Here is a 21,479-nt window from a genome sequence, read left to right on the forward strand (position 1 = left end):
GATGAAGACGATTGAACAGATTGCCGCCGAATTGCAGGGTTACGACCCCAAGGCCCTCAGGGCCGTGGATGTCAACGCGTTCCTGGCGCGGCTGGTGACACCGGTCAGCGAGACAGAAGCCTGCGGCGTGTTCGGTGCCCTGGGGCGGGTTCTGGCCGATGACGTGGTTTCGCCGATCAGCGTGCCGCCGCACGACAACTCGGCCATGGACGGCTTCGCGTTCGATGGCGGCCAGTTGCAGCCGGGGCAGCCGCTGGTGCTGCGCTGCCTGGGCACCGCCTACGCAGGCCAGGCCTGGAGCGGCCAGGCGGGTGCGGGCGACTGCGTGAAGATCATGACCGGCGCCATCATGCCCGCCGGCACCGACACCGTGGTGCCCATCGAGTTCGTGAAGGTCGAGGACGAGACAGTCACCGTGCCGGCCGACGTGGTCCGCCAGGGCGACAACCGCCGCCTGCTCGGCGAAGACCTGATGGCCGGCCGCCCCGCCCTGGCGCGCGGCCAGACCCTGGGACCGGCGGCGCTGGGACTGATTGCCAGCCTGGGCCTGCCCACCGTCCCCGTGTTCCGGCGCCTGAAGGTGGCGTACTTCTCCACCGGCGATGAGATCCTGAGCCTGGGCGAGGCGCCGCGCGAGGGCGCGGTCTACGACAGCAACCGCTACACCGTCTTCGGCCTGCTCACCCGCATGGGCATCGAGGTCCTCGACATGGGCGTGGTCAAGGACGAGCCGGCCGCGCTCGAAGCAGCGTTCCGTCGTGCTGCGACCGAGGCCGACGCCATCATCACCAGCGGCGGCGTGAGCATGGGCGAGGCCGACCACACCAAGGCCATGATGAAGCAGCTGGGCGACGTGGCGTTCTGGCGCATCGCGATGCGGCCCGGACGGCCCATGGCCGTGGGCCGGATCGTCCAGGAGGGCAAGTCGTCGGTGCTTTTCGGATTGCCTGGCAACCCAGTGGCCGTGATGGTCACCTTCCTGGCCTTCGTGCGTCCGGCCCTGCAGCGCATGATGGGCTGCACCGCCTGCGAGCCGGTCCTGCTGCAGGCCCGCAGCGCCGAGGCGCTGCGCAAGAAGCCGGGCCGCACCGAGTACCAGCGCGGCATCGTCACGCGCGAGGCGGACGGCACGCTGCGCGTGCGCACCACCGGCAACCAGGGCTCGGGCGTGCTGCGTTCGATGGTCGAAGGCAACGGCCTGATCGTGCTGCACCACGACCAAGGCAACGTGGCGGTGGGCGATCCTGTCGACGTGATGATGTTCGATGGCGCGATCTGAGCCAACTCAGAGCCAGCGTCTCACACGCGCCATGTAGGTGCGGTACTCCTCGCCAAACAGGCCCAGCAGCACCCGTTCTTCGGGCGCGATCTGGAAACGGGTGAGGTACAGGACATAGGCCATCGGCCCCAACAGCAGCGCCGGCCAGTGCGCGAGGTAGACGCCCCAGGCCAGCAACAGGAACACCATGCCGACGTACATGGGGTTGCGGGTGATGCGGTAGACGCCGCGCGTGACCAAGGATGAGGCACGCTCGGGGCGCAGCGGATTGACCGTGGTGCGCGACGCGCGGAAGGCCAGCAGCCCCGCGAGATCAAACGACAGTCCGACCAGCACCAGCAGCGCCAACGACAGTCCGTTCGACCCGGTGGGCACATGCCACTCGGGGCCGCCGGCCGCCCAGACCATCAGCAGCGCGGTGACCAGGCCCACCAGGGGCGGCGGCACCCGGTGTTCGAGCCAGCTCATTTGGCCACCAGCACGTCACCGGGATGCGACGGAACCTGGGCGGTCTCCTGCGGCAGCACGCGCGAGCCGTGCCGGGTGCGCGCCAGCAGCATGTACATGGTCGGCACCACGAAGATGGTCAGCAGCGTGCCCACCGACATGCCGCCCACGATGACCCAGCCGATCTGCTGCCGGCTCTCGGCGCCCGCGCCGGAGGCCAGCGCCAGCGGCAGGGCTCCGAGCACCATGGCACCAGTGGTCATCATGATGGGGCGCAGGCGCAGCGCGGCGGCTGCGGTCACGGCCTCCAGCTTGGACTGGCCCTGCTCGCGCAGCTGGTTGGCGAACTCCACGATCAGGATGCCGTGCTTGGAGATCAGCCCCACCAGGGTGATCAGACCAATCTGGCTGAACACGTTGAGTGTGCCTCCCGTAAGCCGCAACGCCAGCAGCGCGCCGAGCATGGACAAGGGCACCGACAGCAGGATGATGAACGGGTCGACGAAGCTCTCGAACTGGGCCGCCAGCACCAGAAAGATGAACAGCAGCGACAGCGCGAACACGATGGCCAGCGAACCCGACGAGCTGCGGAACTCCCTGCTCTGGCCGTTGAGGTCGGTGGTGTAGCCCGGCGGCAGCACCTCGGCCGCGATGGTGTTCATGATCTGCAGCGCATCGCCCAGCGCCAGCTCGGGACCGAGGTTGGCGGTGATGGAGGCGCTGCGCCGTTGACCGAAGTGGTTGAGCTCGCGCGGCACCACCACCTCGCTGACCTTGACCAGCGAAGCCAGCGGAATCATGGCGTCCCCCCGTCCGCGCACGAACAGGCGGTCGATGTCGTCGGGCGCGCTGCGCTGCGTGCGGTCGGTCTGCACCACCACGTCGTACTGCTCGCCGCCCTGCTTGTAGCGGGTCACGGTGCGCCCACCCAGCAGCGTCTCCACCGTGCGGGCGATGGCGTCCACGCTCACCCCCATGTCGGCGGCGCGCTCGCGGTCCACGTCCATGCGGATCTCCGGCTTGTTCAGCCGCAGGTCGGTGTCGACCTGCTGGAACCCGGGGTACTTCGCCATCTCGTCCTGGAAGCGGCGCACCGTGCGCGAGAGGTTTTCGTAACTGTCGCTGGTGACGATGACGTAGTTGATCGGCCGCTCGCGGAAGCCCTGGCCCAGCGAGGGCGGCGTGATCGGGAACGCGCTGATGCCCGGCAGCGCCCCGATCTTGGGCTGCAGCTCGCGCGCGATTTCCAGGGTGCTGCGCTCCCGCTCTTCCCAGGGTGTGGCACGCAGGAACACCGAGCCCTGGGCCACGGTCGGGTTGCCGATGTTGGCAAAGATGCGGTCGAACTCCGGGTAGTCCTGTCCGATCCGTTCGACCGCTTCGGCGTAACGGCGCGTGTAGTTCAGCGTGGCGCCGTCCGGGCCGTTGATGTTGACCAGGATCACGCCCCGGTCCTCCAGCGGCGCCAGCTCCTGCTTGGTGGTCTTGAGCAGCCACCAGCTGCCCACCGCGCTGGCGAGCATGATGCCCACCACCAGCCAGCGCACCCGCAGCGCACCGGCCAGCATGCGGCTGTAGCCGTTGGTGATGGCCACCAGCACGCGCTCCATGCCTCTGTCGAACCAGCCTGGGTTGGGGTTGTGGCGCAGCAGCTTGCTGCTCATCATGGGCGAGAGCGTCAGCGCCACGAAGCCCGAAACCACCACCGCGCCGGCCAGGGCAAGCGCAAACTCAGCGAACAGGCGTCCGGTGCGCCCGGGCGTGAAGGCCAGCGGCGCGTACACCGCCGCCAGCGTCAGCGTCATGGCCACCACCGCGAAGCCGATCTCGCGCGCCCCTCTGATGGCAGCGTCGAAAGGTTTCATGCCCTCCTCGATGTGCCGGTAGATGTTCTCCAGCACCACGATGGCATCGTCCACCACCAGACCGATGGCCAGCACCAGCGCCAGCAGCGTCAGGGTGTTGATGGAAAAACCGAACAGCGCCATCAGCGCGAAGGAGCCGACCAGGCTGACAGGGATCGTCACCAGCGGAATGATGGAGGCGCGCAGCGTTCGCAGGAACACGAAGATCACCAGTGCCACCAGCACCACCGCTTCGGCGATGGTGGTGTAGACCGCCTTGATCGAGCGGTCAATGAAGACCGAGTTGTCGTTGGCGATGTCGACGTTGATGCCCGGCGGCAGGTCGGCCTTGACCTTTTCCAGCAGCTGGCGCACGCCCGCGGACAGCTCCAGCGGGTTGGCCGTGGCCTGGCGGATCACGCCCAGCGACACCGAGTCGCGGCCGTTCAGGCGCACCGAGCTGCGTTCGTCCTGAGGGCCCTGCACCACCCGCGCCACGTCGCCCAGCCGGATCGGCAGGCCGTTGACGTTGCGGATGGTGACGTCGCGGAACTGCTGCGGCGTCTGCAGGTCGGTGGCGGCGGTCACGTTGAACTCGCGCTGGCTGCTCTCGATGCGACCGGCCGGCACCTCGAGGTTGGAACGCCGCAGCGCATCCTCGATGTCCTGCACCGTGAGCCCATAGGCCGCGAGGCGGTCGGGGTCGGCCCAGATGCGCATGGAGTACTTGCGCTCGCCGTACACCCGCACCTCGGCAGCACCCGGCGCGGTCTGCAGCACCGGCTTGGCGATTCGGTTGGCCAGATCGGACAGCTGCAGCGCGCTGTGGGTGTCGGAAGTCAGGGCCAGCCAGATCACCGGAAAGGCATCGGCCTCCACCTTCGCGATCACCGGCTCGTCGATGCCCTGCGGCAGGCGCTGCCTCACCCGGCTGACCTTGTCGCGCACATCGGCAGCGGCCGAGTCGGGGTCGCGTTCGAGCTTGAAGCGCACCGTGATCTGGCTGCGCTCCTGTCGGCTGATGGAGGTGATCACGTCCACCCCCTCGATGCCGGCAATGGAATCCTCCAGCGGTTTGCTGACCTGCAACTCGACCACCTCGCTGGAGGCCCCGGTGAAGGTGGTGCTGACGGTGACCGTCGGTTCGTCGATCTTGGGGTACTCGCGCACCGTGAGCCCCTGGAAGGCCACCAGGCCCACCAGCAGGATCAACAGGGACAGCACGCTCGCGAAGACCGGGCGGCGGATGGCAATCTCGGGCAGTTGCATGGTCGGGCTCCTGTGCGGTGCGGAACGGCCTCAGCCCGCTGCGGGCGGTTTGCCGCCCGCAGGCGCATCACCCGGCTTGGCTGAGGGAGCGCCGGCCGGTGGCCCGCCCTTGCCAGCGCCTGGCTGGCCGGCTTCGGGCCGGCTCATGTCCACCACACGGACGGCGGTCCCGTCCTGCTGCAGCCGCTGCTGCCCGGCGACCACCACGGTGTCGCCCACCGCCACACCGTCGGTGATTTCCACCTGGCCGGCGCGGCGCACGCCGATGCGGACCTCGGTGCGCTGGGTGACCAGCTTGGCGCCATCGCCCTCGCCTTCCTTGCGCAGCTTGATGACGAACTGCTTGCCCGCCTGCGGCACGATGGCCTCCTCGGGCACGACCAGGGCCGCGTCGTTGACCGAAAACACGGTGTTGACCCGCGCGAACATGCCCGGGCGCAGGTCCTTGCCCGCTGTCGAGGGCAGCACCGCCCGCACGGCCACCGAGCGCCCGTTGGCGTCCAGCAGCGGGTCGACCGCCTGGATGCGGGCCTGAAAGTTCTGGCCTGGCAGAGCATCCAGCTGAACCTGCACCGACTGGCCCGCCGCCACCAGGCTCTGGTAGCGCTCGGGCAGGCGGAAGTCCACCGTCAGCTGCGAGGTGTCTTCAAGGTTGATCAGGTCGGCACCGTCCTTGACGTACTCGCCGAGGTTGATGTTGATCAGGCCCACCGTGCCGTCGAAGGGCGCCACGACGCGCATACGCGCCAAGCGAGCCTGCGCCAGCGACACCTGGGCCTCGGCCACCTGGAGGGCGGCGCGGCTTTCATCGAGCACCCGCTGGGCCACGAAGGCCTGGGCCACCAGCTCCTCGTTGCGCTTGAGGTTGGCGCGCGCAATCGACAACTGCGCCTGGGCCTGGCTCAGTTCCGCCTTCTGCAACGTGTCGTCCATCTGCACGAGCAACTGGCCCCTGCGCACCCGGGCACCATCCGACACCGCGATCTGCACGATGCGACCGGCCACCTCGGGCCGCAGGGTCACGCTCTGGCGCGAACGCAGGGTGCCGACGGACTGGGCATCGTCCTGCAGGCGCTGGGTCTGGACCTTGGTGACCTCGACCCCCGGCATGCCACCACCGCCTTGGCCGGGCCGTCCACCGGCAGCACCGGGGGAAGCGGGAGTGCCCGGTGCGGCCTGCTGTGCACCTGCAGCGGGACGGTTCTGAAACCACCAGGCGCCGGCCGACGCCAGCGCAATGCCGCCCACAGCGACCCAGACGTAGAGTTTTTGTGCCATGTAGTCTTCGTGTCCACGAAGGCCTCATGCAGCGTCCGTGCTGCGAATGAGACGGAGAAAGAAACGCAATGTATCAGCGCAGACGCTGCTGCGCTGCACAAGTTCCCGAAGCCCCGCGAGAACGGTCACCCGTTCATCGGGATTCATCAGGTCGCTCGAACCTCAGGTGGGCACACCCCGGTTCGCCAGGGCATCGGCCCGCTCGTTGCCCGGGTCACCGGCGTGTCCTTTGACCCAGTGCCACTCAATCTTGTGCGTGCCCTGGTGCACCAGCGCATCCAGGCGCTGCCACAGGTCGGCGTTCTTCACCGGCTGCCGGCTGGCCGTCTTCCAGCCCTTGGCCTTCCAGCCGTGAATCCACTCGGTGATGCCCTTGCGCACGTATTCGCTGTCAAGGTAGAGCGCCACCGTGCAGGGGCGCTTGAGCGCCGCCAGACCTTCAATGACCGCGGTCAGCTCCATGCGGTTGTTGGTGGTCTCGCGCTCGCCGCCCCACAACTCCTTTTCGTGCCCGCCCGATTTCAGGTAGACCCCCCAGCCGCCCGGACCGGGGTTGCCCTTGCAGGCACCATCGGTGTACATCACCACGTGATTCAAATTCAATGCTCCAGAAAGGCGCGTTCAGCGCCGGTTTGCAATGGTCACGGGCGCGGTGCCCGAAGCGCGCCGCGGTCGCCAGGCAGGCCCGAGCAGACGCACCCCACGCACCCGCTTGACCGCGACAAAAAAATAGACCGATCCGAAGATCGGCCACCAGCGGGGGCCGGCGCGGTCCATCCAGGCATAGCGCTGCAGCCACTTGTCGCTGTGGACCGCGGGCCGGTAACAACCAAAGTGCTGCGACTCGACTTCGAGGCCCAGCAGGCTGAACCAGTCCCGCAGCCGCCCAGGCCCGATGAACTCGCCGGCCTCGGGCAGGTACAACTCCGACAGACCCAGCGCCGAGATGCCGAAGCGGCCCATCAGGCGCGCACGGCTCTGGCGCAGCCCCCAGAAGCTGTTGGGGTTGAAACCCGCCACCACCACACGTCCTTCGGGCACAAGCACACGCTCCACCTCGCGCAGCACATGGTGCGGGTCGGCGCTCAGCTCCAGGGTGTGGGGCAGCACCACCAGATCCAGACTCGCTTCGGGAAAAGGAAGCGCCGCTGCGTTGGTCACCAGCGCCACGCGCGGGATCGCTGAGGAGGATGCCCCTGCGACTCCGGCTGCGGGCACCGTGTCGCGGTCCGGTCCAGTCGGAATTTCCTCGGCGCTGAGCATTTCTTCGGGCAGGGCCAGCCACCGGTGAGGCATCCGGTTGGCCGCCAGCGCATGCAGTTCCGGCAGCCCCAGCTGCAGCGCGTTGTAGCCGAACAAGTTCACCACCGAACGGTCGAACTGACCCTGTTCCCACTGGAGCAAGTAGCGCCCCGGAGGGGTCTGGAACCAGTCGGTCAAACTTATAATTCGGTCATTCATTCTGGGTGTTCAAGCGACGGTCTCTTCGGGCCGCAACCCGGTCCCGCCCGGTACTCTACACGCCCTGCCCAAGGTGCGAGCCCCATGACCCTGATCCCGCTTCCCGCCTTCAATGACAACTACATCTGGGTGCTTCATGATGGCCGGCGTGCGCTCGTGGTGGACCCGGGGGAATCGGAGGGTGTGCTGAGATGGCTGGGTTCGCAGGGCATCACGCTCGACGCCATCCTGGTCACCCATCATCACGGCGATCACACGGGGGGTGTGGACGCACTGAGGCAGGCCACCGGCGCACGGGTGATCGGCCCCGCACGCGAGGTCGTTCCCGAGCCCCTTGAGCGTGTGAGCGAAGGCGACACCATCGAACTGCTGGGCCTGCGCTTCGAGGTGATGGACGTGCCGGGCCACACGGCGGGTCACATCGCCTACCACTGCGCCGATGTGAATGGCGCGCCCCTGCTGTTCTGCGGTGACACGCTGTTTTCTGCCGGCTGTGGCCGCCTGTTCGAAGGCACACCTCAGCAGATGCTGGCCTCGCTCGACCGCCTGGCGGTCCTGCCGGACGACACCCGGGTGTGCTGCACCCACGAGTACACGCTGTCCAATCTGCGGTTTGCGCGGGCGGTGGATCCGGACAATGCCGATCTGCAGGCGCACGAACAACACTGTCAGTCGCTGCGCGAGCGGAACCTTCCCACGCTGCCCAGCTCCATCGGACTGGAAAAGCAGATCAACCCCTTCCTTCGCGTGCGTGCGCCGGCCCTCTCAGAAGCTGCCCGCCGCCATGCCCCAGAGACCCCTTCCGACGCGCTGGGTGTGTTCACCACGCTGCGTGCCTGGAAAAACGTGTTTCAGTAGTCCATGACCTTTCTCTCTTCGTTGCCCGTCCGCGCGCGCTGTTGTTCGGCACGTTCCTTGAAAGTGCTGAGCAGCCTCGGATTCGCGGCGCTGCTGGCCGCCTGTGCAAGCACCCCGCTGCCACCGCACGAGCCGCCGCAAACGCCGTCTCCCGGCGCCACCGCCCCATCCCAGGCCACCGCTCCCCAGCTTCCGCGGGTTCAGACGCCCCATGCCCCGCTGAGCGAGATTTCCATCGCGTCCGCCACGCCACCGCCCGTCACCATGCTGGCGGCGCCTGCGGACATCTGGGAACGCATCCGCCGCGGTCTCGCGATGCAGGACCTCGACGGCGAGCTGGTGCGCGACCGCGAACAGTGGTACGCCTCGCGGCCCGACTACATCCAGCGCATGACCGAGCGCTCGAGCCGCTACCTGTTCCACATCGTCGAGGAGATCGAGCGGCGCAACCTGCCCATGGAGCTGGCGCTGCTGCCGTTCATCGAGAGCGCGTTCAACCCCCAGGCGGTGTCCAGCGCCCGGGCCGCGGGCATGTGGCAGTTCATGCCCGCCACCGGCCAGTCCTTCGACCTCAAGCAGAACGTGTTCCGCGACGACCGCCGCGATGTGCTGGCCTCGACCCGTGCGGCGCTCGACTACCTTGAACAGCTGCACGCCCGGTTCGGCGACTGGCACCTGGCGCTGGCCGCCTACAACTGGGGCCAGGGCAACGTCAACCGGGCCATCACCCGCAACCAGCGCGAGGGCCGCCCCACCGGCTACACCGACCTGAACATGCCGCTGGAAACGCGCATGTACGTGCCCAAGCTGCAGGCGGTCGAGAACATCGTCGCGCGCCCCGAAGTGTTCGGCACCGTGCTGCCATCCATCGGCAACCACCCCTTCTTCGACACGCTCACGATCGAGCGCGACATGGACGTCTCGCTCATCGCGAGTCTCGCGGGCATCAGCGAGCGCGACTTCCGCACGCTCAACCCGTCCATCAAGCAACCGCTGGTGATGGCCGCGGGCACTCCGAACATCCTGCTGCCCTGGGACAACGCCAAGGTGTTCGAGGAAAAGCTCAAGACCTATAGCGGCCCGCTGGCCAGCTGGACCGCCTGGGTGGCGCCGTCCACCATGAGCGTGTCCGATGTGGCCAAGCGCGTGGGCATGAGCGAGTCCGAGTTGCGCAGCGTGAACAACATCCCGCCGCGCATGAAGGTCCGGGCCGGTTCCAGCCTGCTGGTCCACCGCAACGGCGCGCGGGATCGGGACGTGAGCGAGTTCGTGGCCGACAACGCCCAGCTCAGCCTGGCGCCCGAGGTGGTGCTCCGGCGCACGGTTGTTCGCGCCCGCAAGGGCGACACGCTGGCCCGTGTGGCCCAGCGCTACCGGGTGAGCACCGTCAGCGTGGCGGGCTGGAACGGCCTGTCCGTGAACGCGAAGCTCAAGTCGGGCCAGCGCCTCACCCTGATGCTGCCCAAATCCGTCCGCGTGGCCGAGCGTGCCCCTGCCCGCTCGGCGAAGGCCGGCAAGGCCACCCGCAGCAAGCAGGCCAGCGCGAAAAAGCCTGCTCGTTCTGCCAAGGTGCCCAAGGGCAAACAGAAGAGCGTCCGGGTCGCGTCGGAGGAGCGCTCCAGCCGCAAGACCACCAAACGCTGAACATCCCCGGCGCGGCGCCTCAGGCCTTGAACCGGGCCTTGGCCTTGAGCGCCATGTCGTTCGTGAAAGTCTGCGAAAGGTCCACCTGGCGCAGCGGTGACGCGGTGTCGAACCGGGACATTACCCGCGCCATGGTCGCGGGCCCGGCATCGGGCATCAGCCCGTCGGGCGACCATGCTTCGCGAGCACGGCTGAACGCCGCCAGATACAGCGCCCGGTCCCCCTGGAAGTACGACTCCGGCACCACCTTGTTGATGTCGGACAGGCCCGCTGTCTGCAGCCACTTGAGCGCATGGACCAGGCCATGGACCAGCGCCTGGCACTCCTCGCGGTGCGAACCCAGGTAGTCGGCCGCCACGCTAAGGCAACCCGCGGGCATCGGTCCACCGAACACATCGGCGTTGCCGCGCACAGTGCGTGTGTCCGCCACCAGGCGCAGCGCACTGTCCTGCTCCAGCTGGGTGATGACCGGGTCGGTGTAACAGATCGCATCGACCAGGCCGTTCCGGAAATTCGCCAGCGCCGCCGTCGGGCTGGCGACGGGCACGAAATCCACGGTTTCCGCGCCCAGACGGCCGGCCGCCATCAACATGAGCACCATGCGGTGCGCTCCACTGCCCAGAGACGGCACCAGCACCTTGCGCCCACGCAGGTCTTCGATGTTTCGGAAGCCCGCGAGTGTCTTGTGCGACACACCGAGCACCAGTTGGGGCGCACGCCCCTGCAGCACGATCGAAGGATAGGACTTGCCGCGCGCACGCAAGGCGACGCTGGTGCTGTAGGGACCGGAGAGCACCTGCGCCGACCCGGACAGCAGGGCCTGCAAGGCTGTTCCAGGCTCCATGAGGTCGCGCACCTGGACATCCAGCCCCTCGGCCGCGAAGTACCCCATGCGGTCGGCAATCGTCAGCGGCAGGTAGCAGAAGGCCGCGCGGTTCTCGACCGCCAGCACCACACGCCCGAACGGCGCGCGCGAAGGCTGCGACTGCAACTTCGCGCTGCCCTGCGCCATCGCCGCAGGCAGCCCGGCCACCATCGGCAAAGCCGAGGCCCAAGACCGCAACCACTCACGGCGATTCCACATGCACGCGTCCTTCGGTTCCCTGATTCGATGGAACCGAGCGTAGGTCACGGACGCCCGCTGCGCATCGGGACGAGTCCCGAGCGGGTTTCCACCGACGCCAAATGCAAGCCGATGTAACGGCCGCCGGCGTCGCAATCAGATGAAGAGCAGCGCGATGTTGGCTGCGAACGCCAGCGCCCAAACGGCGCTGCGCAGCGTGGCCATGTCGGCCACGTAGAACAGGATGTACATCAGCCGAAGCACCACGTACACAAAGCACAGCAGATCCAGCCGCGTCTGGAAGACCGAATGCTGGTGCGCAATGATCACCGCGCCGATGTAGAACGGCATGGCCTCGAAGCAGTTGGCCTGCGCCGCATTGGCCCGCGCGCGCCAGCCCGACTGACGCGCCAGCCATTCGCGGGGCAGGTGGTTGTCGTAGCCGCCTTCCCGGCGGGGTTTGGACACCGCCCCCGACTTGGCCAGCCAGGCGCAGCCGAGCGGCAGCAGGGCCACGACCAGCACGGTCCAGTAGGCCACGGTCAGTCCGGCATAGGTCATGAAAACACCTTGAAACAAAAACGGAGGCCGGACGCTTCAGCGCCGGTCCACCAGGGCGTGGGCGATGGTGCCCAGATCGACGTATTCGAGCTCGCTGCCGACCGGCACCCCGCGCGCCAGACGGGTGACGTTGACGCCACGGGTCTTCAGCCCCTGTGCGATGACATGGGCCGTGGTCTCACCTTCGGCGGTGAAGTTGGTCGCCAGGATCACCTCGCGCACCACCCGCTCGCCCTGTTCGGTCGCGTCGATGCGTTCGAACAGCTTCTGCAGGCCGATCTCGCGCGGACCCACGCCGTCCAGCGGGCTGAGCTTGCCCATCAGCACGAAGTACAGGCCCTTGTAGGCACCGGTGCGCTCCATCGCCGCCTGGTCGGCCGGCGTCTCGACCACACAGAGCAGGCCGCGGTCGCGCCGCGGGTCCTCGCAGGTCGGGCAGATGTCGTTTTCGGTGAAGGTGTGGCACATCGTGCAGTGCTTCACCGAGCTGCAGGCGTGCTGCAAGGCCTGCGACAGACGCAGCGCGCCTTCGCGGTCGTGCTGCAGCAGATGGAAGGCCATGCGCTGGGCGGATTTCACCCCCACGCCGGGCAGGCAGCGCAGCGCCTGCACCAGCAGTTCCAGCGAGTGGGTATCGGCCACGCGAGGGTGCGTGGTCAGAACGGGAACTTCATGCCGCCGGGCAGCCCCGGCATGCCGGCGGTGAGCTTGCCCATCTTCTCCTGCGAGGTCTCTTCGGCCTTGCGCACTGCGGCGTTGAAGGCGGCGGCCACCAGGTCTTCGAGCATGTCCTTGTCGTCGGCCAGCAGCGAAGGGTCGATGGTCACGCGGCGCACGTCGTGCTTGCAGGTCATGAGCACCTTGACCAGACCGGCACCGGACTCACCCGTGACCTCGATGTTGCCCAGTTCGTCCTGGGCCTTCTTGAGGTTTTCCTGCATGGCCTGGGCCTGCTTCATCAGGCCGGCGAGTTGTCCTTTGTTGAACATGGTGTTCCTTGGGTTGGGGTTCTTGGAATGAATAAAAGCTGTGCGTTCAGGCCTCGGTGGCCCGCAACGATCCGGGCACGATTCTGCCGCCAAAGTCGCGCATCATGGCCTGCACCAGAGGGTCGTCGTGAATGATGCGCTCGGCCTCGCGCTGGCGCCGGTTGGCCTCGGCCGCCAGGCGCAGGGACGCCGAGTCGCTCACCGGGCCGATCTCCACCGCCAGCCGCACCGCATGACCCTGCGACTGCAGGGCCGTCGACAGACGTTCGCGCGTGCTGGGCTGGTTGAGCGACTCGCGCTCCACGCGCAGCAGCCATTGGTCGGCGTCGCGCGCCACCAGCTGCGACTGCAGCGCCAGCTCACGCACCAGTGCCGAGACCACCTCGGCCTTGACCATCTGCTGCACCAGGGCGAACCAGAAGTCGCCCTCGGGCGTGATCACCGGCTCCGGCAGTCGCACCGGCTCCGAGGGGTCGCGCATCTGCTCCACCCGCGGGGACAGGCTGGCCTCGCGCACCGGAATTTCCACCACGCGCCGGCTGGTCTGCACGCCCTCTTCCGGCGGCTCCGGCATCGACTCTTCACCGGGTTCGTCGACCCAGGGCGGTCCGTCGACGTCCGTGGGTTCTTCGGGAGCCGCGCGCGAGACGGGGGCTTCAGCGGGCCGGGGTGCAGGCACGGCGGCAGACGGGGCGGAGACGGCTGGCGAAGCGGGCACCTGGGCCGCAGGGCCCTGCGAAGGGGGCACGACCACCGGCGGCTTGGCCACCGGCGCGGGCGCTGCGACGGGCTCAGGCCCGGATTTCAGTGTTTTTTTTTCCGGCGAGGCGCTGGGGGCGCCGGCCGGCTTGAAGGCCAGCAGCCGCAGCAGCACCATGGTCAGCGCGGCGTACTCGTCGGGCGCCAGTCCCAGCTCGGCACGACCGTGCAGGCACAGGCTGTAGAGCAGCTGCGTCTCGTCGGCCGGCAGGGCCTGCGCCAGCCGCACGATCTCGGGCTGGTCGGGGTCGTCCGAGGCCTCCAGCGCCGCCCGCTCGGGCACGACCTGCAGCACGGCCATGCGCTGCAGCAGGCTGGTCATTTCTTCCAGCGTGGAAGCGGCGTTCAGCCCGTTGACGCGCAGCGCATCGACGGTGTCCACCACCGCCGCGCCATCACCGCGCGCCAGGCCATCGATCAGCCGCAGCACGTGCGAACGGTCCACCGCGCCCAGCATCTGGCGCACCGTGGCCTCCTGCAACTGGCCGCCACCGAAGGCGATGGCCTGGTCGGTGAGCGACAGCGCATCGCGCATCGAACCGCGCGCCGCGCGCGAGAGCAGGCGCAAGGCCTGCGGCTCGGCCGGTACGTTCTCGGCCGCCAGCACCTGGCCCAGGTGTTCCAGCACCGTCTCCGGCGCCATCGGCCGCAGGTTGAACTGCAGGCAGCGCGAGAGCACCGTGACCGGCACCTTCTGCGGGTCGGTCGTGGCCAGCACGAACTTGAGGTATTCGGGCGGCTCTTCCAGTGTCTTGAGCATCGCGTTGAACGCGTGCCCGGTGAGCATGTGCACCTCGTCGATCATGAAGACCTTGAAGCGCCCCTGCACCGGCTTGTAGACCGCCTGCTCCAGCAGCGACTGCACCTCGTCCACGCCGCGGTTGGAGGCCGCGTCCAGCTCGGTGTAGTCGACGAAACGCCCGGCGTCGATGTCGGTGCAGGCCTGGCACACGCCGCAGGGCTCGGCGGTGATACCGCCCTGCCCGTCAGCACCCAGGCAGTTGAGCGACTTGGCCAGAATGCGCGAGACCGTGGTCTTGCCCACGCCACGCGTGCCGGTGAACAGGTAGGCGTGGTGCAGGCGCTGGGTCGTCAGGGCATTCGAGAGGGCTTGGACCACATGCTGCTGCCCCACCATTTCGGTGAAGCGGCGCGGACGGTATTTGCGGGCCAGGACGACATAGGACATAGGCGGCTGATTCTAAAGGTCACCCCACGCCGCAAAGGACACAGGCATCGCCTACAATTGCAGTTGACGGGCCTTCCCGCATGGTAAAGCGGCCAACCGGGTCAGGTGGGGAACCAAGCAGCCCTAACTGTGGAGCCAGTGCCGGGGTCAAGGCTCGTCACCTTCTTCTTTCTGCTGTACGGCAACAGCCCGCCGCACAGCGGCCACCACCCTTGCGACCTCCTCATCCTGCATGCCCGGAAAAATGGGCAACGCCAGGGCCCGGCTGGCAAGCGCGCTGGCATGAGGCAGCGTCCGCTCCCCATACCGGGCCAGCCAGGCCGGCTGTGCGTGAATGGGGCGTTCGTAATAGATCTTGGTTTCGACGCCCGCCGCGGCGAGGCTCTCCCGCAGACCGTCACGGCGCTCACACCGCAGGACAAAGTAGTTCCAGGCATGGCCCTCGCGGTCGTGTGGCAGGGTGATGCCCGGCAGTCCGGACAAGCCGCTCAGGTAGCGCCGCGCAATCTCCTGGCGCCTGGCCAGCCAACGATCCAGCTGATCCAGCCCCATCAGGAGCAGCTCCGCCTGCAGCGCGTCCATGCGGCTGTTGTAGCCCACATCGATATGAACTGCGCTGTTCAAGCCATGATTGCGCAGCGCCTGTGCGCGCTCCACCAGCTGCGCATGCGGACTGCTCAGGGCGCCAGCGTCACCGCTTGCCCCCAAGGTCTTGGTGGGATAGAAGCTCAGGGTGCTCAGGTCTCCCCAGGCTGCGGCAGCGACCCAGCCACGGTCCGGAGTCCAGGCGCGTGCGCCCAGCGCCTGTGCAGCGTCTTCGACCAGCGGCAGCCCCCGGTCCCGGCACAGCTGCGAAACACCGGGCAGTGCGCTGGCATCGCCGAACAGCGGCACAGTGAGAACGGCCCGTGTGCGCGGCGTCAGCCGCTCGGCCACGTCCTCGGCACCGGCAAGGAAATCGTCGGGAGCACAGTCGCACAAGACTGGAACGGCGCCAGCCCGCACCACAGCCTCGAAACAGGCGAAAAAGGTGTAGCTGGGCAACACGACCTCGTCGCCAGGGTCGAGGTCGAGCAAGCGCAGCGCAAGCACCAGGGCATCGGTGCCGGAGTTCAGCCCCACCACCTGCCGAGCGCCCAGTCGCAGGGCCAGCGCTCCTTCAAAGCGCGACACAGCAGGCCCCTGGATGTAGCAGCCGCTGCGCAGCACCTGGGACCAAACCGCCATCGCGCGATCTGCGGCTTCTGGCTCCTGCCAGGGACTGCGAAAAAAAGGCACCTTCATAGCTTGGCCACGATGGCGAGAGCGCGGCGGGCAGCGATGGCGCCATCCTGTGCACCTGCCAGCAGCGAAGGCAGGCCGCGCAACTCGTGATGAAAGGCGGTGTACTGTCTGGTCAGGGCATCGGACTGCCCCAGATCGGACCGGCTGGACAGAAGCAGCTCATTCCAGGCTCCTTGGTCGCCCCAACACACGCTGGCAAGAGAGATGTCCGCGCCGTGGCGGACATGAAAGTCCACACGCGTGTCGCCCATCCGCGCCACGACCTGCATGCTGTCCTCCAGAGACTGCACATCGAGAATGTGAAGGAATTCATCGGGTCCGCAGCGCAGGAGGTGGGGCGCCAGATCGAGGTCGTGCACCATCAGGTCCAGCACCACCGAACGGGCGGTGCCGGGCAGGCGGGACTGGCGCCGGAACACCAGGTGACCAGGAACCTGACCCCACGGCAGGTCGATCAGCGCCGGGTTGAAGCGCTCGATGTGGCCGATGAAGAGCTTGCGACCCGTCACGCGGACAGCGTCCAGCATGGCGTCAATGGCCTGCTCGCTTTCGGCCATCGGCTTCTCGACCAGCACGTCGATGCCCCGGTGCATCAGCGTCACCGCCAGATCCGCGTGGGTTTCTGCGGGTGTGACCACCGCGGCGGCCTGCACCGCCTTCGGCAAGGCGTCAAGGGAGGCAACGGCATTGAAGCCCTGCGTCTGCGCAGCGGCACGCGCCTGCGGGTCGGGGTCGACCACACACACCACTTCGTAGGCCGGGTGAGCCTGCAAGCGCAAGGCGTGCACCCGGCCGAAGCGACCGAATCCCAGAACGGCGATGCGGGTGCGAGTTCCCATCGTCGTCTCGACTAGGGGCTGTTAACACATCCGAAGTCCATCGGCGACGAGAACGAAGCTGATGAAACCCAGGAACATGAGATCGAGTTTCTCGAAGCGCGAGAAGATCCGGCGATAGCCCTTGAGCCGACGGAACAGACGTTCGACCTCGTTGCGGCGCTTGTACATCTCGCGGTCGTACTCCCAAGGTTCGATCCGCGTCCTCATCGGTGGCACCACCGGAACGAACCCCAGATCCAGGGCCAACTGCCGCGTCTCGTTGCCTTCGTAAGCTCGGTCCATCAGCAAATGCACAGGTCTGCTGGTTGGCCCAAGACTGCTGAGCAGGCGCCGACCTTCGGGTGCGTCGTGTGCCTGCCCAGGCGAGAGGCAGAACGTCACGGCCGTTCGAGCATCCGCGGCAACCATATGAATCTTGGTGTTCCATCCCCCTCGGGACTTTCCGATGGACTGCGGGCCGTTTTTTTTAGTGCTCCAGTGCCGTCGGGATGGACCTTGATGCTGGTGGAGTCCAGCGATACCGCTTCGATCTTGATGCGCACGACCTGGGCCCGCTGCAACTCCTCGAACATGCGATCAAGTACCCCGGCCTTGGTCCAGCGGTTCATGCGCGTGTAGATGGTGTGCCAGTTGCCAAACCGCTTGGGCAGTCCGCGCCACTTGCAGCCATGCTCGGCCACATAGAGGATCGCATTGACCACTTGCAGGTTGCTCAGGCTGACGTTGCCACGCTGCCTGGGCAGACAGTGCTCAATCGTGGCGAATTGCTCGGGTGTGATCTCCATGCGTCGAAGTATCCGTCGCAGTCAATGAAATCGCAACTAGTGTTAACACGCCTTAGTCCGGGACGCCCGCAGCAGTCACCATGCGCAGCAGATGCCGTGCGCGGATCACATCCTTGTAGATGCCCGCAGCCTGCCGCTCTTCCCCGACCCGCTCGAAGTGGGGCATGTCACCTGGCAGCACCCCTTCCTCATAAGGCGTGCGGGCCGCGGGGTAGAGGCATTCGCGGGCGAAGGCCTGCGTGCCGAAAGTGTCGAACATGGTCTGCACCTCGGCCAGCAGCACCGGGCTGCAGCGCCGGGCGTAGTCCAGCACCTGCTCCAGCTTCTGGCGGAGCTCGGCCTCCGTCAGTCGCACCTCGATCTCGATCTGGTCTTCACGCGCAGGGTCACAGGGATGACCCACCAGGGGGATTTCCAGGTTGCGCACCTCGCGGCCCGCCGCGCGCAAGCGCGACACCAGGCGGTTGGCCAGCACCCGGCAAAGGTCGTGCGACGGGTTGTAGCCCTCTGCCTCGTCCGCCACCACCGTGTCGATGCCGGCCTCCAGTGCCGCCCGGGTGAGCCCGTCGAGCCATTCTCCGAATGGAGAACTCCCCGTCCCCAGCAGCGCCTGGTACACCACCGAATCGGACACAGGCGCCAGCCACTCGCTGCGCACGTCCAGCCCCCATTGGTTCAGCATGCGCCGGCTGTCCTCCAGCCGGGGCTGACCAATGGAGCCGTCCCCGCTGGTCAGCACCACGACCTGAGGGCGGGCCTGCTGGACCCATTGGAAAACACGCAGCTCATGTCCGGGGTGGGCAACCAGGAGAAGGGGCTTCATGGCGGTCATTGCATCGGGTGGTCGTGTGGAGAGTGCGGCGTGCCCAAGATCAGTGCTTGAAGCGCGAAACCAGCCAGCGCATGGGCGCGGTCAGGCGCCAGGAATGGCTGCTCCTCAAGGCCTGCACCTCGCGTTCGAATGCATCGGCCTGCGTCCTGGCGTCCTGCAACTCCTGCACCTGCCGTTCCAGCCAGGCTGCGCGATCGCTCAACCCGCTCAGAGCCTGTGCCTGTTGTTCGAGCTCCATTGCCCTGGCCCCGGACGCCAGAAGGTCTTCCTGGGTGTTCGCCAGGCTGGTTGCGGTGCCGATCAGACGCGACTCAAGGTCCTGGATGCGCGCGAGCAACAGGCCGACCTGCACCGCAACCTGCGGCGTGCCGAAGGGCACCAGGTTGTCGGCCACATGCCGGGCGAACTCGCGCAGTTCATCCCGTGGGTCGATCACCGCGCGCCCGGGCTCGGCCTCGATCACCTGGCGCGCCAGCGCTTCCAGCGCGTCGGCGCTGGCCTCCAGCGACACATGGGTTCGCACGTAGTCACTAACAAGCGCCGCATCGGCTGCGTCGTAGCGGAGCACTTCGCGCCGGATCGCATCGCTGTCAATGGGCGCCTGCATCAGGCGGCGACCGAAATTCCAGCGATGCCATTCCTGCACCTTGTCGGCCGTGACCAGTCCCGCCAAACCCATGCCTTCGTTCAGCAGGACGACTGCGCAACCGACCGCCATGGCCTCCATGGCACAGCGCGCTTTGGCAAACACCAGATCGAACGCTCCCAGCAAGTCCTCAGGCGCCGTCGCCTGGCGGCCGACGCCCTGCCCGATCACCTCCAGCGTCAGTCCCAGCGACTCGCACGCCGAACGGATGGCGCGCGTGTCCGGACTCTCGGTGGCGTAGTTGCTGAAGATGGCCGCCCTGCGGGGCCGCCCGGGCAAGGCAGGCCGCGGTCGAAACCGCTGCAGATCCACCCCGTTGGACACGATGGCGATCCCCGCGGCCGGAATGCCGCTCTCCAGCGACAGGCGCTCGGCGCAATTGGCGTCCACCGCCACATGCTGCCGCACCCGGGAGAACAACGGCGGTTGGCCGTGGGAAGCCGTGCGGTCGTGGCAGATGGAGATGGCCGGCACGTCCAGGAAGTGCGCCAGGCAGGCCACCGTGTCGTCGCGCGTGTTGCCGATGATGATGTCGGGCGCCTCGGCCACCTGGCTCAGCTCAACCACGCAGGCAATGCAGCGCTGGCGCAGCCCGTCCACCATGTCGCCCATGATGGGTGCATAGACCACCACCGAGTGACCACGCCGGTGCAAAACGGTGGCCACGTCGTGCACAAAGAGCTCGGCGCCAGAGCGGTGGGCCATGCTGCAGACGGCCAGCAGAATCTTCACAGAGGTCCTCTTCGGGTCTTGGGGCCTGTCATCCGGCTGGATGATAGGGCATGCTCCTGACCGGAGGCCTTCAAGACAAAGGGCCGCATTCAGTCCGTGTCAAAACGGATGAGCGGGGGCACACAAGAGACGCCTTGGTGCAACCCAAGGCGTTTTTTGCTTCAGAAACGCGTCTGGGCCACTCGTTTCTTCGGAAACAGCGTCCCTGATACGTTCGATGAGCACTTTTTCAACGGCCTGCTAGGTACCCGTTGCAAAAAATGAGGAAAGCGCAGACGCAGGTAAAGCGGATGTAGCGAGCCATCGCACAAGGCATGCGGAATATGAAGATCCTGATAGTTGACGACGACGAAATTTCCCGAGTCCCCTTGGAGTCTCTGATTCAACGCCTGCCGGGCGTCACTGGAGTCGTTGAAGCTGCAGACGGCGAAGCGGCTTGGGCTTTGCTGCAAGACGGGCTACGTCCGTCGCTGTGCTGCTGTGACCTGTCGATGCCGAACCTGGACGGCGTGGGGCTGCTCAAACGGGCAAAAGGCGATCAGTTACTTTCCGCCATACCCTTCGTGATGATTTCCTCTGCAGCGGACCGCCAGTCCGTCCTAAGCGCAATCGAAGCGGGCGCGGTGGGATTCATCATCAAGCCTTTTTCGTTCGCAGACACCACCCGCACACTTGAGCGGATTTTGCGGGAAACGCAGACGAACCTGGTGGAGCCACTAGGTCAAATCGCTCGGCGCCTGGGTCTTCCAAAATCTGAGGTTATCCGTCTGATGCGTAAGCTGCAATCCGACATTTCTGCTTGTGTGGGTCGGGTGCAAACCGGGAGCGATGCATCGACCTCTCTGGCCGAGATCCAACGCATACAGGGCAGCTGCGCGCTACTGGGCTTGAAGCATTGCTCAACCCTGTTGAGGACTTGTGTGGGAGAGGCGACGTCCGGAGACGAAGCCTTAGTGATTTTCCTGCGCGAGGTGAATCTGCAGGTAACGCTTGTGATCGAGAGCGCGACACAGGAGGTATAGGCCTGCCGGCTTTGTTCAGTATCGCCGTGTTCTAGGCGCCTGCAGGAATCGACACTCCAAGACGGGGCGGACTCCTTCCGCTTTGGGTCCCAGTTCAATCGGTACTGGTCGTTTCCGCGCTAACACGTGCATCCACCACGGGCCTCAACATCAGGGCCGGTGAGTAACCGAGCGGTCAGTCATCCCTCGGCTTCATGGATTGAAGCAACTCTGTTTGTAGTTTGAAGGCCACGTACGTTTTGACTCTGGCTTTCAAAATCGCGGCATTGATTGGCTTGGCAATGAAGTCGATGGCGCCAAATTCAAAACCCTTTTGTTCATCAGAGGCACTATTGTTTCCAGTGACAAAAATAACCGGAATAGCACTGGTGGCGGGATTAGCCTTCAAGCGTTTACAAACCTCATACCCATCAAGGTCAGGCAGCATGACGTCCAAAATGATCAAATCAAGACGCTGCTGCTCAGCTTGAACCAGCGCTTGCTCACCTGTCGTTGCCATGACGACGCTGAACTGGTTCTTGAGCACGCTGTAGATAACCTGAATGTTTATGGGCTGGTCATCAACCACCAGGATTTTGGGCTTGTGGCCACAGTTCTCAATCAGTTGATCAATATGGTGATTCATTTCGCTTCTATGCCTAACAGGCTATTCTGGCGCAATCGAGACAGCTGAAAAACACGACCTCTAATTTGCTCGA

Annotated in this window: 20 protein-coding genes and 1 other RNA gene; 5 read left to right on the plus strand and 16 right to left on the minus strand. The window is 66.4% G+C overall.

What is annotated here, in order from left to right:
* Position 1: 1 nt before the first annotated feature.
* Complete coding sequence (glp, locus tag DD542_RS14280; RefSeq protein ID WP_127806110.1) at positions 2-1,279, plus strand: gephyrin-like molybdotransferase Glp; 1,278 nt, start codon at positions 2-4, stop codon at positions 1,277-1,279.
* Between the two features lie 6 nt (positions 1,280-1,285).
* Here the strand turns inward: glp and DD542_RS14285 are convergent, their stop codons facing one another.
* The 5 genes from DD542_RS14285 to DD542_RS14305 form a co-directional block, all read right to left on the minus strand.
* Positions 1,286-1,747, minus strand: a complete 462-nt coding sequence (locus DD542_RS14285) for an isoprenylcysteine carboxylmethyltransferase family protein (protein ID WP_079365748.1) — start codon at positions 1,745-1,747, stop codon at positions 1,286-1,288.
* Positions 1,744-4,839, minus strand: a complete 3,096-nt coding sequence (locus tag DD542_RS14290; RefSeq protein ID WP_127806111.1) for an efflux RND transporter permease subunit — start codon at positions 4,837-4,839, stop codon at positions 1,744-1,746. Before DD542_RS14290 ends, DD542_RS14285 begins: the two co-directional genes overlap by 4 nt.
* A 30-nt stretch (positions 4,840-4,869) precedes the next feature.
* Positions 4,870-6,117 (minus strand): efflux RND transporter periplasmic adaptor subunit, encoded by a 1,248-nt coding sequence (locus DD542_RS14295; protein ID WP_127806112.1) that lies wholly within the window; start codon positions 6,115-6,117, stop codon positions 4,870-4,872.
* A gap of 162 nt (positions 6,118-6,279) precedes the next feature.
* Entirely contained in the window at positions 6,280-6,714 is a 435-nt protein-coding gene (rnhA, locus tag DD542_RS14300; RefSeq protein WP_066151267.1) for a ribonuclease HI, read from the minus strand.
* Between the two features lie 24 nt (positions 6,715-6,738).
* Positions 6,739-7,578 (minus strand): methyltransferase domain-containing protein, encoded by an 840-nt coding sequence (locus tag DD542_RS14305; RefSeq protein WP_066151269.1) that lies wholly within the window; start codon positions 7,576-7,578, stop codon positions 6,739-6,741.
* An 84-nt stretch (positions 7,579-7,662) separates the two neighbouring features.
* Here DD542_RS14305 and gloB point away from each other — a divergent pair, with 84 nt between their 5' ends.
* Positions 7,663-8,436 (plus strand): hydroxyacylglutathione hydrolase, encoded by a 774-nt coding sequence (gloB, locus tag DD542_RS14310; RefSeq protein WP_127806113.1) that lies wholly within the window; start codon positions 7,663-7,665, stop codon positions 8,434-8,436.
* Positions 8,437-8,493: 57 nt separating this feature from the next.
* The gene (locus tag DD542_RS14315) at positions 8,494-10,080 is read left to right on the plus strand and encodes a transglycosylase SLT domain-containing protein (protein ID WP_127806114.1); all 1,587 of its coding nucleotides are present in this window, start codon (positions 8,494-8,496) and stop codon (positions 10,078-10,080) included.
* A 19-nt stretch (positions 10,081-10,099) separates the two neighbouring features.
* Here DD542_RS14315 and DD542_RS14320 read toward each other — a convergent pair whose 3' ends face one another.
* The 5 genes from DD542_RS14320 to dnaX all read right to left on the minus strand — a co-directional run bounded on the left by DD542_RS14320 (position 10,100) and on the right by dnaX (position 14,641).
* Positions 10,100-11,164 carry an ABC transporter substrate-binding protein gene (locus DD542_RS14320; RefSeq protein WP_127806115.1) on the minus strand — a complete coding sequence of 355 codons (1,065 nt, stop codon included), beginning with the start codon at positions 11,162-11,164 and terminating at the stop codon, positions 10,100-10,102.
* Positions 11,165-11,299: 135 nt separating this feature from the next.
* Positions 11,300-11,704 carry an MAPEG family protein gene (locus DD542_RS14325; RefSeq protein WP_127806116.1) on the minus strand — a complete coding sequence of 135 codons (405 nt, stop codon included), beginning with the start codon at positions 11,702-11,704 and terminating at the stop codon, positions 11,300-11,302.
* 36 nt (positions 11,705-11,740) lie between these two features.
* Complete coding sequence (gene recR, locus DD542_RS14330; protein ID WP_127806117.1) at positions 11,741-12,346, minus strand: recombination mediator RecR; 606 nt, start codon at positions 12,344-12,346, stop codon at positions 11,741-11,743.
* A 14-nt stretch (positions 12,347-12,360) separates the two neighbouring features.
* Positions 12,361-12,693, minus strand: a complete 333-nt coding sequence (locus DD542_RS14335; protein ID WP_066151282.1) for a YbaB/EbfC family nucleoid-associated protein — start codon at positions 12,691-12,693, stop codon at positions 12,361-12,363.
* Between the two features lie 46 nt (positions 12,694-12,739).
* The gene (dnaX, locus tag DD542_RS14340; protein WP_127806118.1) at positions 12,740-14,641 is read right to left on the minus strand and encodes a DNA polymerase III subunit gamma/tau; all 1,902 of its coding nucleotides are present in this window, start codon (positions 14,639-14,641) and stop codon (positions 12,740-12,742) included.
* Positions 14,642-14,706: 65 nt separating this feature from the next.
* On the opposite strand from dnaX, the gene ffs reads away from it, so the two are divergent.
* Positions 14,707-14,803: signal recognition particle sRNA small type (gene ffs, locus DD542_RS14345), an RNA gene on the plus strand.
* Here ffs and DD542_RS14350 read toward each other — a convergent pair.
* The 5 genes from DD542_RS14350 to DD542_RS14370 form a co-directional block, all read right to left on the minus strand.
* A complete protein-coding gene (locus DD542_RS14350; protein ID WP_127806119.1) occupies positions 14,789-15,925 on the minus strand; it encodes a DegT/DnrJ/EryC1/StrS family aminotransferase in 1,137 nt (378 codons plus the stop codon). The genes ffs and DD542_RS14350 overlap by 15 nt on opposite strands.
* Entirely contained in the window at positions 15,922-16,764 is an 843-nt protein-coding gene (locus DD542_RS14355) for a Gfo/Idh/MocA family oxidoreductase (RefSeq protein WP_127806120.1), read from the minus strand. Before DD542_RS14355 ends, DD542_RS14350 begins: the two co-directional genes overlap by 4 nt.
* Before the next feature lie 21 nt (positions 16,765-16,785).
* A protein-coding gene (locus tag DD542_RS14360) for an IS5 family transposase (protein WP_127806121.1) occupies positions 16,786-17,549 on the minus strand; the annotation gives its coding sequence in 2 pieces (ribosomal slippage) (positions 16,786-17,234 and positions 17,234-17,549; 765 coding nt in all).
* A gap of 52 nt (positions 17,550-17,601) precedes the next feature.
* Positions 17,602-18,372: a hypothetical protein gene (locus DD542_RS14365; protein WP_127806122.1), complete on the minus strand. Its 771-nt coding sequence runs from the start codon at positions 18,370-18,372 to the stop codon at positions 17,602-17,604.
* Between the two features lie 49 nt (positions 18,373-18,421).
* The gene (locus tag DD542_RS14370) at positions 18,422-19,759 is read right to left on the minus strand and encodes a glycosyltransferase (RefSeq protein ID WP_066151290.1); all 1,338 of its coding nucleotides are present in this window, start codon (positions 19,757-19,759) and stop codon (positions 18,422-18,424) included.
* A 323-nt stretch (positions 19,760-20,082) separates the two neighbouring features.
* Here DD542_RS14370 and DD542_RS14375 point away from each other — a divergent pair, with 323 nt between their 5' ends.
* Entirely contained in the window at positions 20,083-20,781 is a 699-nt protein-coding gene (locus DD542_RS14375) for a response regulator (RefSeq protein ID WP_164868403.1), read from the plus strand.
* Between the two features lie 175 nt (positions 20,782-20,956).
* Here the strand turns inward: DD542_RS14375 and DD542_RS14380 are convergent, their stop codons facing one another.
* Positions 20,957-21,406, minus strand: coding sequence for a response regulator (locus tag DD542_RS14380; RefSeq protein ID WP_127806124.1), 450 nt, complete (start codon positions 21,404-21,406; stop codon positions 20,957-20,959).
* Positions 21,407-21,479: the final 73 nt, after the last annotated feature.

The sequence above is a fragment of the Hydrogenophaga sp. NH-16 genome (genome assembly GCF_004006415.1).
GTDB classification, from domain to species: domain Bacteria; phylum Pseudomonadota; class Gammaproteobacteria; order Burkholderiales; family Burkholderiaceae_C; genus Hydrogenophaga; species Hydrogenophaga pseudoflava.

What these genes read in the sequence shown, in the direction of transcription:
- glp (WP_127806110.1), top strand. Translation starts at nt 2, where the DNA reads ATGAAGACGATTGAACAGATTGCCGCCGAATTGCAGGGTTACGACCCC.
- DD542_RS14285 (WP_079365748.1), bottom strand. Translation starts at nt 1,747, where the DNA reads ATGAGCTGGCTCGAACACCGGGTGCCGCCGCCCCTGGTGGGCCTGGTC.
- DD542_RS14290 (WP_127806111.1), bottom strand. Translation starts at nt 4,839, where the DNA reads ATGCAACTGCCCGAGATTGCCATCCGCCGCCCGGTCTTCGCGAGCGTG.
- DD542_RS14295 (WP_127806112.1), bottom strand. Translation starts at nt 6,117, where the DNA reads ATGGCACAAAAACTCTACGTCTGGGTCGCTGTGGGCGGCATTGCGCTG.
- DD542_RS14305 (WP_066151269.1), bottom strand. Translation starts at nt 7,578, where the DNA reads ATGAATGACCGAATTATAAGTTTGACCGACTGGTTCCAGACCCCTCCG.
- gloB (WP_127806113.1), top strand. Translation starts at nt 7,663, where the DNA reads ATGACCCTGATCCCGCTTCCCGCCTTCAATGACAACTACATCTGGGTG.
- DD542_RS14320 (WP_127806115.1), bottom strand. Translation starts at nt 11,164, where the DNA reads ATGTGGAATCGCCGTGAGTGGTTGCGGTCTTGGGCCTCGGCTTTGCCG.
- DD542_RS14325 (WP_127806116.1), bottom strand. Translation starts at nt 11,704, where the DNA reads ATGACCTATGCCGGACTGACCGTGGCCTACTGGACCGTGCTGGTCGTG.
- DD542_RS14335 (WP_066151282.1), bottom strand. Translation starts at nt 12,693, where the DNA reads ATGTTCAACAAAGGACAACTCGCCGGCCTGATGAAGCAGGCCCAGGCC.
- dnaX (WP_127806118.1), bottom strand. Translation starts at nt 14,641, where the DNA reads ATGTCCTATGTCGTCCTGGCCCGCAAATACCGTCCGCGCCGCTTCACC.
- DD542_RS14350 (WP_127806119.1), bottom strand. Translation starts at nt 15,925, where the DNA reads ATGAAGGTGCCTTTTTTTCGCAGTCCCTGGCAGGAGCCAGAAGCCGCA.
- DD542_RS14355 (WP_127806120.1), bottom strand. Translation starts at nt 16,764, where the DNA reads ATGGGAACTCGCACCCGCATCGCCGTTCTGGGATTCGGTCGCTTCGGC.
- DD542_RS14365 (WP_127806122.1), bottom strand. Translation starts at nt 18,372, where the DNA reads ATGAAGCCCCTTCTCCTGGTTGCCCACCCCGGACATGAGCTGCGTGTT.
- DD542_RS14375 (WP_164868403.1), top strand. Translation starts at nt 20,083, where the DNA reads ATGAAGATCCTGATAGTTGACGACGACGAAATTTCCCGAGTCCCCTTG.
- DD542_RS14380 (WP_127806124.1), bottom strand. Translation starts at nt 21,406, where the DNA reads ATGAATCACCATATTGATCAACTGATTGAGAACTGTGGCCACAAGCCC.